This window comes from Bacillus sp. NPDC077411 (assembly GCF_044543425.1).
GTDB classification, from domain to species: Bacteria; Bacillota; Bacilli; order Bacillales; family Bacillaceae_G; genus Bacillus_A; species Bacillus_A bruguierae.
This window is the reverse complement of the sequence record NZ_JBITWA010000018.1, coordinates 42123-55343: the sequence shown is the minus strand read 5'-3', so window position 1 is coordinate 55343 and position 13221 is coordinate 42123. Positions and strand designations below refer to the sequence as shown.

The window sequence follows — 13221 nt, the reverse complement described above, 5'->3', positions numbered from 1 at the left end:
CTATAATGTGAAAATAAAAACAAGGGAGACCCCTTCACGAAATCAGATGATTCGACGGTTTCCTAGAAAGGATGAATGTATCTTGTCTTTTCCAAACATACCAAATATTACACCTACTATTTCTATTTCTACTGCGCAGACGATTCCATTACTTTTAAGCTCCATTGCCCTAGAAGAATTAGCTTTAGCTCACATTATCAATGCTGAGGCTGAGAAACTTCAATTTGTTTTAGGAACATTACCACCAGGAAGAACTACGCTTTCTCCTCCGGTAGTTACGATATCCAATCTGCTTGCTGTCGACTCAAGTGTACAAAGAACTCTTCGTGATGTCATCAAGAAGGAAATGCTACTCGAGTTCAAATTCGAAAATGTTCTGGATTTATTAGCAACATTACCAACATCACCACCAACACCACCATGTACTCCAACAACATCTACGTTCTCTAATCCCAATCAAATAGCTATACCTGATCAAGGAAATGCCTCACCATATCCATCAATTATTAATGTGACAGGCTTAACTGGTACCATTAGTAAAGTAACGGTGACACTAAGTAATATGAGCCATACCTTCCCTACTGATATCGACATCTTGCTCGTTGGACCGGGTGGACAGAATGTTCTTCTGATGTCAGATGCAGGTGCCGATTTGGATATCAATAATGTCACATTAACATTTGACGATGATGCGTCAGAGTTCCTACCAGAGAATGCTCAAATTGTTTCCGGCACGTTCAAACCGACCAACTATGGTTCTGGTGATACCTTCACAGCACCTGCACCTAATCCACCTTATGGATCCTTATTAAACGTCTTCAATGGGACGAATCCAAACGGTACATGGAATCTCTTTGTAACGGATCCATTCTCTCCTGACTCAGGTATTATTGCCGATGGTTGGTCATTGACCATTACTACTACTTGTCCTTAGAGGATCTTGAAACGTCTTTACAATTGAATGACACTTAAATCAAAAAATCAAACTTCAAGTCGTACTAAAAAGTTGTTCTAATAAGAGTACAATGTTTGAGTTTCTCTTTATGTAATATACACTTTTAAAAAACATAAAAAACCCCTTTTTTTAGGGGCGGACGAAAGCGTCTAGCCGTATATAGAAGCGGTCAGGTCCTTTCCCTGCCACATGCGAGGTTAAAACAAAGGGAGCAAGCAAGTACGGGTCATGTTGTATTCTGCATAGCATCAACTTGTATGTCAAAAAATAAAAATGAATTTATATAGACAAAATAAGTCTCTACTTTATATTCATAGAACTGAAAGCAATCTAACATTAATAGCAAAAGAAAAAGGCTTTAGAGAAAAATAAAGCCTCTTTCTTTTGCTCAAAGTGTTCATAAAAATCTACCTTTTCCAGAATCTGCGTTTTTCAACTAAAGCTTCTAGATACGATTACCTCCGAGGTGTTAGCCCGTATAAAATGAATTGAACGGTAGACTCGATTTCAGCCTCATCATCCCACTTTTCTTCTGGTAGTAATAAAAAACGAGTTAAAATTAAGCCAATAACAACTGATATGGTAAATCGCAATACTGCTGGTGTTGGAATTTCAATAATTTGTCCTTGCTCCTGAAAATGATTCGCAATTTTTTCAAAACGAGAGTAAATTTCCTTTGCGAATAGTTGTTGGATTTCATCTTTCAGTTCAGGTTGAAACGGTACTTCTTGAATTAAAATTTTCAGCATCGGAAAATGCTTTCTCGCAAATTCAAAGCGATTCCGAATAACCGTACGTAAAAAGTTTTCATATGAATCATACGTATTGTCAAATATTTCTTTCACAAAAGTTTGCACAAAAAATGGTGCAGCAAATTTTGTTAACGTTGGCATCACAACCGCAAACAACAAATCTTTTTTCGTTTTATAGTAGCGGAAAATCGTTCCTTCTGCTACACCGGCACGCTTCGCAATTTCACTCGTTGAAGTTGCTGAATATCCTTTTTCACTAAACATGTCTACTGCTGCTTCTAAAATACGCATTTGCCGTTCGTTGCGCTTATCTGTCCCTGTAGCGGCAATTAATTCTTCTAACCAATCCTCTTTCATGATAGGCTCCTTTTTTCTTCCATTATATTCTTCTATGCTTCTTCAAAGCAAACACGTTACCGAATGTAAACACAATCGCAAATAATAATAAAACACCAAGATCACCAGCAATTTCGCTAAATCCTTGATTTCGAATCATAACTTGTCGCATCGCATCTGCACCGTATGTTAATGGAAATAATTTTCCTAATAGCTGTAACCACTTATTCATAGACTCAATCGGAAATAAACCTGAAAAGAAAATTTGTGGTACGATAACCAATGGGATAAACTGAATCATTTGAAACTCATTGTTTGCATACGCTGATAAAAATGTTCCAAGCGTTAATGCTGTTAATGAAAGCATACATGTAATAAGTAACGTCAGCCACGGTGAACCTGCAACATATAAATCAAGAACATACACAGAAAAACTAACAATTAGGACGGATTGGAAAAACGCAAAAATACCGAATCCAATAATATAACCCGCAACAATCTCCCAGCGCCGAATTGGGGTTGATAATAATCGTTCCAAAGTACCGCTTAAACGCTCCCTGACAAATGAAACTCCTGATAAAATAAAGACAAAGAAGAATGTAAAGAAACCAATTAATACCGGACCTAATCCATCAAACATCGTAAAATCAGCTGAGCCGTGTAAATAAGAAGCATCTGGTTTCATCACTGCCGATTCTGGTTTTTCCATACTCTTTTGCAAAACTTGCATAACCGTACGATTTTTCGATGAATCACTGCCTTCTAACGTTACTTTCATCTTTCCATGATCTACAGTAACCATCGCATCAATTGCTTGATCTTCTAATTTTCTATGTGCCTTGTCTTTATCGTACTCATAAATAGAAGCATCTTGTTTTTTCATTGCGTCTACAATTGGTGCCGGTACATCAACTAAAGCAATATGAGGTTTGTAGTCTTTTTGTGTAAATACAAGTGAAAGAAGCCAAAGAAGTAGCATCGGTGCTCCGAACATAAGCGCAAGCGATCGTTTATCTCGGAAAAATTGACGAATAATACGGATAACAACTCCAAATACTCTCATCGTTCCATCGCTCCTTCCAATAAAAAGACATCTTCAATACGTCCAGATGTTGTTCGTTGTTTTAGTTCTGCTGGAGAACCAGTTGCAATCAACTTCCCTTCACGAATTAAGCCAAGACGTTCACAAAACTCTGCTTCATCCATAATGTGCGTTGTAACAATAATTGTTGTTCCTTGTTTTTTCAGCTCATAAAACTTATCCCAAATTGATTTTCGTAAAACCGGATCGATACCGACAGTCGGTTCATCCAAAATAAGAAGCTTTGGTTCATGCAAAAGTGACATAGCAAGTGATAAACGCTTCTTCATTCCACCTGAAAAATGTTGCACTTGCTTTTTGGCATCCTTAGATAACTGCACAAGCTCAAAAACTTCAGATATACGTTCTCTCTTTTGTTTTCCCTTTAATCCATACATTGTCGCAATAAAATCAGCATTTTCATAAGCGGATAGTTCATCATACAATGCATCAGCTTGCGCCATATATCCAATTTGTTTCATTCCATTCAAATTTGGCATAACCGTTTGCAGTGCAGTTACTTCCCCTGATGTTGCTTCGCTAATACCAGCAATCATTTTAATAAGTGTTGTCTTCCCTGAACCAGACGGACCGACTAAACCAAAAATTTCAGCTTCGCGGACAGAAAATGAAATATCTTGAATCACTTGTTTCTTTCCAAAGTACTTGGAAACATGATTAAGCGTTACAGCCTCGTTTATTAGAGACATAAACTTTCCTCCTCTTCACTTTAATGAGTGAGTACTCACTTTTATTTTAAACTGATATTAATATATGTCAAACGTTTCTTTTTGTTGTTCGTTACAAACACCTTTTCTTTAATGCTTGTTCTCTTCAACAAGAAAACTCAACAAAATAAAAAACGAGATGAATTTCCATTAGAATCCAAGAAATGCAGAATAAAAAACCGCTTTAAAATAAAAAAATTCCTCAACATAAATGCTGAAGAATTTTTTATAATAGTTTTACATAGCAGCTTCTTTTTTTGTAACTAATATTTTTTTTGATATTGCAAATGTAAAAGGAATTGCAATTACAGATGATAGTAAAGGTGCAATATCTTTGTTAAAATTCAATACATCAACTAAAATATAAATACTAATTGTCGTAATGATAAAGTTTACAATGTAAGTTAACGGAAACTGGAAAAACTTCTTTAATGTTACTTTTGTTCTATACGTAAAGTATGTATTCATAAAAAAAGAACCAATCATACTCACGATAAAAGCTATACTATGTGCTGTTAAAGTATGAAAATGAAAAGCATGAGTAAATAATAAATAAAGTAGCCAATAGTTTAATGTATTCATACATCCTACCAAAACAAATCTAGCTATTTGTTTGTAATTATTGTTCATTGTCACCCTCCCTACGCGCAAACCAAACCATATTATACCATATAAAGGGATTTCTAACATATGAAAGTTATAGTCGTATAGATTGCATGCTTAATACAAGGTTATCGTAATCCAATATGTATCGAGAGTGCACGGGAGAACTTTTTAATTTTTAATAAGCCATTGGAATAAATAAGCATAATTCCAATGGCTTTTTTACTTTACTACGTTACATAGCAAACTCATGAAACAATAAGATTAACTACGTTTTTGCTTCTTATTTGATGGCTTCTAATTCTATATAAATTAAAAAACTAACATAAAACCATTTTTTTAGATGGTCGAGAGCATCTGGTCATGCGTAGAAGCGGTCAGGGCCTTTTTCTGCCACATGCGCAGTGAAAACCAGAGATAGCAAGCGAGTACAGTTTCCTTTTTCTCTGCATAGCAGCAACCTATATGTCGAAAAATTAAAGTGGATTTATATAAATTTTCCCCATACTATTTTTCTCCTCTTAAAATAGCTTTTTTTAAAATAAAATAAGTAATAGAAAATAGTAAACAAGTAGCTATTGTACCAAAAGTTGCAATCGAAATTTTACCCGCCATTGTTTCGTTTGGATCTAATGCATTTGGTAAAATTGTACCAAATACAGCAAGACAAGCCATTAGAATCATAATGTATTTTAAGATTTTTATTTTCCGATTCATATTGATTCACTCCTCTATTCCTAAACAGCAATTTCTAAAGATTCTCCTAATGTCCAAAGAGATACCAATCTCTAACTTGTAATTTTTTACAAATAAATATATGAGACTTTTCTAGAATCTAAGCTGAGAAATCATTAATAATTTCTACCACTTCAATTGTTCCGTTAATCAAAAACTCGGGAAGCTCATTTTTCACATTACCCTTCCAATATTCTCTAGCTTGTTCAATTTTTTGAGAGAAAGGAGCCCCATCTTCCTTTGGTAAAAGATTTCCATCTCCCTCAAAAGAATTCCCAATAACTCGAAGTTTAACAATCTGCAAAACTTTCCGATTGTAAGAATCAAATAATTCTTTCCATTTCAAAGCGTCTTCATAGCTTTTCGCAGCGTATAAGCAAGACAACCTTGAAGGATACTCCGGATATTCTTGCAGTCTAACCATTTCTACTATTACTTCTCTAATCGCTCTGATTGTTTGGTCTACATATTTAATAGCTACTTCGGTATTTTCTTTATTCAAGTTCAAGCCTTTATCTGTATAATGACTTTGTAAAATCTGAATGAAGTCCTCACCTTTAGAATTCAATTGTTCCCTCTCAAAAAAGAAGCGATATAAGGTATTGTTTTGGTTCTTGTTAAAGTTAATAATCTGCCCAAGACTCATTTTTTTCCTAGTAACAATGTGATAAACATACAAGTCGTTCTCTTTCATGGCCTGCCTCCTATTGGTGTTCATTGTGTTGGTTATATCATACAATACACCATATTATACCAACGAATAGGGGCGATAAGGGAGAATTTTCCGCTTAATGGGGTAGCTCAAGTTAAGATTTTGAAGCCCTTCTATAAAAAAGCTGCACAGCAAAATTATTAAAATAAGCGGCTTGTCTAAATTATGTATACTTCAAAGCATTTCACCATATATAACCTTTTTAACGTATTTCCAAAAGAAGTTCCCATCTCTAAACGCGTGACGGGCAAGAGCCCAGCAGTAAGGTGTGGTGGGTAGTTGACTCGTTTCTATTCACTTCCAGGTGCTTTTTTATTGTTTTCTATTTTAGAATGTACAGGGAATTCCATGACAGCTTTTAGACCTCTTTGGTCCTTGTCGCTTGCAAGAATAAGACGGCCGTGATGGGCCTGCACAATCCTTGCCACCATCGGAATCCCCAGACCGTGACCTTGCTGAACAGTTCGCTTTCTCCTTGATGAATAAGGTAATTCGGTAATCTCTGTCAATTTCTCCTTCGGGATTCCCCGTCCATTATCCCTTACGATAAGGCGATATTGGGAACGGTCCTTGGATAGAGAGGTTTCTAGTATGATTTCACAGCCCTGCGGGTTATGAAACACACTGTTTTGGACGAGATTACTGATTGCCCGAAGCAGCAATTTCTCGTCCCCAATAATTTGAACTGCTTCAACAGTCAGGTTTAAATCAATGTCATACTGGTCATCCAATCCATTATTCAAAAAATCGGTGGCAACTTGTCTCGCCAAAACTGATAGCCGGATGTACTTCAAATGCAAAGGCTGCATTTCATACTCGAGCATGGAGACTAGGTTTAGGTCGCTTACAAGTGAGCGCAACTTCTCACCCTGATGCCGGATGATACCAGCCCGATGCCTCTGCTCCTCCGGCAAATCCAAATTATCCTCCATTTCGCTTGCATAGCCGAGAACAATCGAAAGTGGAGTCCGGATATCATGAGAAATCCCGGCAATCCAGTTAGAACGTGCTTCATCTCGTGCCTTTAACGCGGCCGTCTTATTTTGAAGCTTAGCCGACGCGGCATTCATGCTCTGAGCCAAATCACCGAATATACCTTTGGAATCCAACTGAACTGCTTCCTCTCTAGCAAGATTGTGGACTCCTGACACAAGAGGACGTATCCCTCTTATGAGACGCATGCCAATCACGACAGAAATTAGCAAAGTCACCCCAAAATTAAAGAGCAGCAGCAGCACGAGCCGCAGGGGTATCGATCTTAACCAATCAGAAAGAAAATCGAATTGATACTTCCAGTGGCTTTCCTTTGGATACCCCACTACGATTAGGCCGTCCTCATGTTCCAAAATATAGACAGGATATTTCAAAAGATAATAACGTGAGAACTTGGCTACATCGACTAGATTGTAGGACCTTGGAACATCGTTAGGCAGATGGTAATCCCATTGCACATGGCCATCTGCATCGAGTAGCATGGCCCATGCATGGTTGTGCTGCAGAAGCTTGGCAGCGTGCTCGTCCAGACGATAGCCGGTGTCCTGCTTCCCCAATCCTTGAGCCACTTGCTTAAGCACACCTTCCGGGGACGGGCGTTGATTAATTTCCTTGAATACCAGCGTGCCTAGCAGTACGAAATTAAAAATAAGCAGAAATATCGAAATAAAGATGGTCGTCGTGGCAAACCGGCGTAATATACGAATAATTCCTTCCACTCAATGATTCTCCTTCACCAGCAGTTTATATCCCAGTCCCCTGACGGTGAGAAGATGGATTGGTTTGGAAGGATCCATCTCGATTTTTTCACGGATCCGCCTAATATGAACCGTCAAAGTATTTTCATAACCGTAGCTGTCATCTCCCCAAACGGCCTGACATAGGGCATCGCTTGTAACGATTCGCCCCTGATTTTCATACAACTTCACAAGAATGGCATGCTCCTTTGCCGTTAATGGCATCTCCTTCTGATTCCTGTGCACGACAGCGCTTTCTAGATCAATGATCTGTTCTCCTAATCGGAAGACAGATAGACGCTCCGCCACGGAAGAGGAGTAGACCCGCTTCAGAATTGCCATGAGCCGCAATACCAGCTCACGCGGCAGGAACGGCTTCACAATGTAATCATCTGCCCCCAAACCTAGTCCGAGCAACCGGTCTTCATCCTCGCCCCGTGCGGAGAGAAAAAGGACTGGCATGTCCGAGAACTGCCTGATGGAAGACAGAAGTGAAAATCCGTCACCATCTGGCAGCATGACATCAAGAATCACGATATCTGGCTTGCCGGTGTGGCAGAATGACAGAGCTGAAGCGCAGTCGGCGGCAGTGTAAATGCGGAAAAAGCCCTCTTTTCTTAAAAATCTTTCAATCATTATTCTGATTTCCGGTTCATCATCTACAATTAATATTTTTTTGTCTTTTAAATTTTCCATCCTGCATCACCTAATTTTATTATACATGAAAAAGGAAATTATTTACGTTTCATTTCATACTCACCTGAACTTTTAATACAGGCTGACGCACAACCTTGACACCCTATTTTAAAGCCTGTAAAGTTACATTATTTTCTTAACTTGATGGCTATGGGACGTCTCCTTCTTCTTTCAGATCCTTATTATTTCCGATACTGCTGTTGCACCGCCTTAGGTAGCTTTATGAAGTTAACCTCTTCCCAGTGCGTGACGCCCCGAAGCAGTGTATAATATAGCTGGACGTAAGCCCCCTCTCTCAATTGCTTTCCGGCCGAAAAACTAAGTTTTTTCTTCTTCCCTTTCTCATCGTAGGCAGTCAACTCATAGTCATAACGCCCATTCTCCTTCTGAACGCCGGCGCCAGTTATCTCTGTGTAGTAGAGGGTTTTTCCTGCATGATTGTCAGGTGTAAGCTTCTCCGGGGTGAAGAAAAACATCCACAAGCATGCCCCAATCACGATGATGAACCCAAGTACTAACAATATTTTTTTCATCATAAATTCCTCCTAAGCTCAATCAGGATGAGACAATGTCTTTATTCTTCAACCGTCGGATTGACATCAACAAAAAAATAATAACGAAAGCCATATTGATCACCCAAAACAGAAAGTTCTGTATGTTAGTCAACTTATTCTGGCTCATTACACTCATGCCAATGTTGAGTAGTGAGAACGGAAAAAATGCTCCCAGCTTGGCAATGTACATACCCAGACCGATAAAAACCCCGCACAGACTGATACCGATAGGCGTAGCAAAGCGGCGGATCCGCAGCGACAGTCCCAATTGCAAAGCACTAATGGACAAAGAAGCATACCATCCACGTATCGCCCATCCTATAGTCTCTATAGGGAATGGTCCAGGTATAAAGAACAGGGTACCTGTAAGCCAGTAGAGTCCTATGAATAGCCCTTGCGCAAACAAGATTAAAATGCTAACGATAATCAATTTGGAAATAAACACACTGGCAACTGATACAGGAGAGGTCATAATCATATTCCAATTTTGGTTTAAATGTTCCAGTCTACATATGTAGGAACAACAGATGGCAATCAGAATAGGTAGAAAAAAAACACCGTAAAACAGGCTGACCTGGGTCCACAAGCTGTACCAACCATTTTGCAGGACGTCCTGGTTCATATAATAATTCGCACAGCCAATCAGCAGACTTATAATAGGAAGTACAGCAAGTACAAGACCAATCCGGGAATGGCGCAGTTTGAGCCATTCAACAGAAATACTTCGTTTCATCAACTTCCCTCCTCAGATTTCCTGCCGGGTTACATGGATGCTTCCGGCGAAGTAGAACAGAACGGTCATAATCAGCGCAGCCACTACAATTCCCAAGCTTACCGGTTGTACCATATAGGTGCTTGCTGACTCAGCGTATAGATAAGTAACCGGGCTGAGATCCAAATAATAAGACCAAATAAAAATATGTCTCGTAACAGCTGGGAATAATCCAGCAGTCATTCCTATGAAGCCACCCAGCATGCCAAAGCATAGCGCAAAGGCCTGGTTTTTGATGGAAAAAGAAATCCATTGCTGAAGTGCTGTAACAGCGAGAGTCGTCAGTAGGGTACCCCCAATGAACCGAATTAGTAATTCGATAGGAGGAGCACCGGGAAAACCCTTTATTAGTCCAAACCCAATCATGAATACGGCCTGTGCAAAGATACCGTACAGAAGCAGACTATTGGCGCATATATACTTTACTGCGTAGAGATGCCCGCGTCTCACATTGGTAGCAACAAGCATTTTCCAAGTCGCCCCCTTATGCTCCATATCACAAATACGTGAGACAACAATGGCTGAAATAATCGGCATAAAAAGCCCATTCATAGAGGATATACTAAAAAAAATCGATTCCCAAACGGCGTTATCCGGATTGCTAGCAATTGCCCGGCTAATAGACATAAAGGCCCACAGCATCTCCACGACAAGGAATAATATAATCATGAGCCATATTTTTTTGCGACGGATTTTGAAGTATTCCAGTCCTAATATTTTGATCACAGGCTCCGCTCCTTTCCTGTCAACTCCAGGAAAATATCCTCCAGGCTTTTCTTCTGCTCCTCGATTCGAATGACAGAGATTTTTTGTTCAACAAGCAATCTGTTCATTTCCGCCACTTCCGTATCCCGAAGATTGTCGAACTCAAGCCTGCTGCTGCTTTGGAGCGGACTGTAACCTTGAGTGAAAAGTAGCTGCTCCGCTTTGGCATTGTCTCCGGTTTTTATACAAATGGTGTTTCTATTCTTTTGCCGCAGGCTTTCCATACTACCCTGGAACAGCAGATTTCCTTCACTGATAATACCTACTGAAGTAGCAATCTGTTCTATCTCCGAGAGTAGGTGGCTGGAAAGCAATATGGTTATTCCATAACGTGCGGGTAATGATTTGATAAGCTCCCGGATTTCACCAATGCCCGCGGGATCAAGACCGTTCGTCGGCTCATCGAGAATCAGTAGCTTTGGAAATGCGAGCAGAGCCATTGCGATTCCCAGCCGTTGCTTCATTCCTAGTGAATATTGTTCAGCTTTTTTGTTTTTCTGATTTTCTAGTCGTACGATACGAAGCGCTTCATGTACATTTTTATCTGGTACGTTCCGCAAGCGCTGCATGACCTTCATATTCTCAAGCCCTGTCAGATGCCCGTAGTAAGAGGGAGATTCAATCAGCGATCCGGTACGTTGTAGAATGGATGAGCGATGTTTGCTTAGGCTTTCCCCGAAAATTTTAATTGTCCCTTCAGAAGGCTTGATGAGTCCTAGCAGCATTTTTAGCGTGGTTGTTTTCCCCGCTCCGTTTGGACCCAGAAACCCATAGATTTCTCCTTCCTGAACATAAAGATCCACTTTATTTACACGATTAATAGCCCCATACATTTTGGATAGGTTTTGCGTTTGCACAATAGCCGAAGCACTCATATGAAAAGTCAGCTCCATTCAAAATTTTCAGATGTTTCTCTTCGCTTTCAACTGTAATGCGTCCACCTTTCCACAGTCTAAAGAGAACCTTACATCAACCTTAAATCACTTACTTTGTATTAAATTCTTAACTAGTTGTTGATTTAAAATAAAGTTTGATGACGTACTCCGTTTACCCCATTCTATTCGAAAGTGAAAAGTGTCTGGGGCGCGAATCCTATGGAAGGCAAAATAAATTAGCTGCTGCTTTACGTGAAATGAGAAGAATTGAAAGGACCAATTTTATTTTTGATTACATATCTAGTAAAGTCTTACAGTGTCGTATTCAACAAGGATTAAGTAAAGTGAAACTTCCGTCAGTGGGGGTTTTCTTTATCCCCCCTATCTTCTTTGCTTCCCTCTGAATCTTGAGGTGGGGGTCTTACTGCCCACGAATAGCGGGATAAAGGTGAAGCAATGAATGGTCTTACCAAAGCTCTATTCTTTTGGGGACGAGGCGAATTACGAGATAGAGGATTGCAAAGTTAGATTCACTCAAACCACTTAGCCAATGAATGAAAGCCGATTCTTCCTTAGCCTAGGAAAAATCGGCTTTTTTCATGTCCAAATTTACTTAGAGTATGTTTTTTGGAATTCATTAACAGAACCCCTATTTGGAGTATCGTTTTTTATATACAATAATTGGTGAATAACTGATTGTTATACCTTCAAACTAAAAAATTCCGTTATACATAACGGAATTTTTTTCATACTATATTTACTGACCTAAATTTTGAATCTTATCTTTTAAGTCTTGAACTTGTTGAATTGTCTGCATAAGATCCGAGTTTTTGAATTGTTCTACATCCATTTTTCCTTCTTCTACCTTTTTCATAGTTGTATCAATTAATTCATTTAACTTTTCATTATATCCAACAATTTGCTGATGCATATCCTTTGCTACATCAGGAGGTGTCAATTCATTAAAAGCTGGAATATCCTTTTGGATTTCTCTGAGTCTAGTTTCTAATTCTTTGCGGGCAGCACCATCGTTGATTGCTTTTTCTACTAATCCCGGCGCTTCATTTGCAAACGTACTCACTTCATTAACATAGTCTATTGCCTTTTGAGCATAGTTAATTGAATTCTTACCTTCTTCAATCATAGAGCAGCCTGTTAAACCAATTACCAGCATACACATGAATAACAAAGCTTTTTTTATCGACATCTCTTCATCTCCTCTAAATTCGTACAAATCCACCTATTTATTGTTAACATTTAGAAAGTAAACGTCAAGTAACTTCAAAAAGTATAAATGACAATTTTAAAATCATCTTACAATTATCTCATTCTATTATATTTTTTCTAGGTGTGTATTTCTTATGCTTTCATTATCACATCGAAATAGTATATAAACTATCTAATAACCTTACATCAATATGACAGTTTTGTAAGGTTTTATAAGTAAAAATATAAAAAGAGCTTATATACAGAGGTAGTATCACATGCCCAGAAATAAAGTTTAATTAAAAGAATGTCATTAAACCTTATTTGTCTTTTCTTGTGAATGTTTATAAAATTCCTATAAGAAATCTCGGTCCTTTCTATGATTCATATGTCACTAAAGCACCCATTCGTTAAAGAAGGCTGGAACTATCGCCACCATTCGTTAACGGTAATTCTATGTGATTTCCCATTTTTATCTATAATCTCTACAAGACAATCATTTTTTCTTTCTTAATAATAACCTGCAGCACAAAAGATACTTCCCTTCCCACACCTTCTGCTCTATATGTTACTTTGGAATAAAGTTTGATTAAAACAAGTTCTTCTTCAACAAACCTACATTCGATTTATCCCATTCACTTAAATTGGGATATTATCCTTGATGGGATAAGCTATCCCTTATTAATCAAGAGTTTTCAATTTAGGGCTCTTCGATGCTTCA

At 38.5% G+C, this 13221-nt stretch carries 14 protein-coding genes and 2 pseudogenes; 3 read left to right on the top strand and 13 right to left on the bottom strand.

Annotated features, from left to right (window positions below; all coding sequences use genetic code 11):
• Positions 1-82: 82 nt before the first annotated feature.
• Together ACIGHG_RS19830 and ACIGHG_RS19825 are read left to right on the top strand one after the other, a co-directional pair.
• Positions 83-400: pseudogene (locus ACIGHG_RS19830) on the top strand (alpha-helical endospore appendage domain-containing protein); the annotation flags it as partial.
• 111 nt (positions 401-511) lie between these two features.
• Positions 512-934 carry a proprotein convertase P-domain-containing protein gene (locus tag ACIGHG_RS19825; RefSeq protein ID WP_396550169.1) on the top strand — a complete coding sequence of 141 codons (423 nt, stop codon included), beginning with the start codon at positions 512-514 and terminating at the stop codon, positions 932-934.
• A 476-nt stretch (positions 935-1410) separates the two neighbouring features.
• On the opposite strand, the gene ACIGHG_RS19820 is transcribed toward ACIGHG_RS19825, so the two are convergent.
• From ACIGHG_RS19820 to ACIGHG_RS19765, 12 genes are all read right to left on the bottom strand, one after another.
• Entirely contained in the window at positions 1411-2064 is a 654-nt protein-coding gene (locus ACIGHG_RS19820) for a TetR/AcrR family transcriptional regulator (protein ID WP_396550138.1), read from the bottom strand.
• 22 nt (positions 2065-2086) lie between these two features.
• Complete coding sequence (locus tag ACIGHG_RS19815; protein ID WP_396550136.1) at positions 2087-3106, bottom strand: ABC transporter permease; 1020 nt, start codon at positions 3104-3106, stop codon at positions 2087-2089.
• Positions 3103-3834 (bottom strand): ABC transporter ATP-binding protein, encoded by a 732-nt coding sequence (locus ACIGHG_RS19810; RefSeq protein ID WP_396550134.1) that lies wholly within the window; start codon positions 3832-3834, stop codon positions 3103-3105. Before ACIGHG_RS19810 ends, ACIGHG_RS19815 begins: the two co-directional genes overlap by 4 nt.
• A 255-nt stretch (positions 3835-4089) precedes the next feature.
• Positions 4090-4482 carry a GtrA family protein gene (locus ACIGHG_RS19805; RefSeq protein WP_396550132.1) on the bottom strand — a complete coding sequence of 131 codons (393 nt, stop codon included), beginning with the start codon at positions 4480-4482 and terminating at the stop codon, positions 4090-4092.
• 480 nt (positions 4483-4962) lie between these two features.
• A complete protein-coding gene (locus tag ACIGHG_RS19800; protein WP_336474040.1) occupies positions 4963-5172 on the bottom strand; it encodes a hypothetical protein in 210 nt (69 codons plus the stop codon).
• Between the two features lie 118 nt (positions 5173-5290).
• The gene (locus tag ACIGHG_RS19795) at positions 5291-5884 is read right to left on the bottom strand and encodes a DUF2441 domain-containing protein (RefSeq protein WP_396550130.1); all 594 of its coding nucleotides are present in this window, start codon (positions 5882-5884) and stop codon (positions 5291-5293) included.
• 308 nt (positions 5885-6192) lie between these two features.
• The gene (locus tag ACIGHG_RS19790; RefSeq protein ID WP_396550128.1) at positions 6193-7614 is read right to left on the bottom strand and encodes a sensor histidine kinase; all 1422 of its coding nucleotides are present in this window, start codon (positions 7612-7614) and stop codon (positions 6193-6195) included.
• Positions 7615-8328, bottom strand: coding sequence for a response regulator transcription factor (locus tag ACIGHG_RS19785; protein ID WP_396550126.1), 714 nt, complete (start codon positions 8326-8328; stop codon positions 7615-7617). It lies immediately after the preceding gene.
• A gap of 182 nt (positions 8329-8510) precedes the next feature.
• Positions 8511-8861: a YxeA family protein gene (locus ACIGHG_RS19780; RefSeq protein WP_336474095.1), complete on the bottom strand. Its 351-nt coding sequence runs from the start codon at positions 8859-8861 to the stop codon at positions 8511-8513.
• A gap of 22 nt (positions 8862-8883) precedes the next feature.
• Positions 8884-9615, bottom strand: a complete 732-nt coding sequence (locus ACIGHG_RS19775; protein WP_396550124.1) for an ABC transporter permease — start codon at positions 9613-9615, stop codon at positions 8884-8886.
• Positions 9616-9627: 12 nt separating this feature from the next.
• The gene (locus tag ACIGHG_RS19770; RefSeq protein WP_396550122.1) at positions 9628-10380 is read right to left on the bottom strand and encodes an ABC transporter permease; all 753 of its coding nucleotides are present in this window, start codon (positions 10378-10380) and stop codon (positions 9628-9630) included.
• Entirely contained in the window at positions 10377-11294 is a 918-nt protein-coding gene (locus ACIGHG_RS19765) for an ABC transporter ATP-binding protein (RefSeq protein WP_336474046.1), read from the bottom strand. The genes ACIGHG_RS19770 and ACIGHG_RS19765 overlap by 4 nt, the downstream gene beginning before the upstream one ends.
• Before the next feature lie 154 nt (positions 11295-11448).
• Between ACIGHG_RS19765 and ACIGHG_RS19760 the strand changes: the two are divergent.
• Positions 11449-11638, top strand: a pseudogene (locus ACIGHG_RS19760) (Tn3 family transposase); the annotation flags it as partial.
• Positions 11639-12051: 413 nt separating this feature from the next.
• Here ACIGHG_RS19760 and ACIGHG_RS19755 read toward each other — a convergent pair.
• Positions 12052-12501, bottom strand: coding sequence for a DUF6376 family protein (locus ACIGHG_RS19755; protein WP_090911444.1), 450 nt, complete (start codon positions 12499-12501; stop codon positions 12052-12054).
• Positions 12502-13221: the final 720 nt, after the last annotated feature.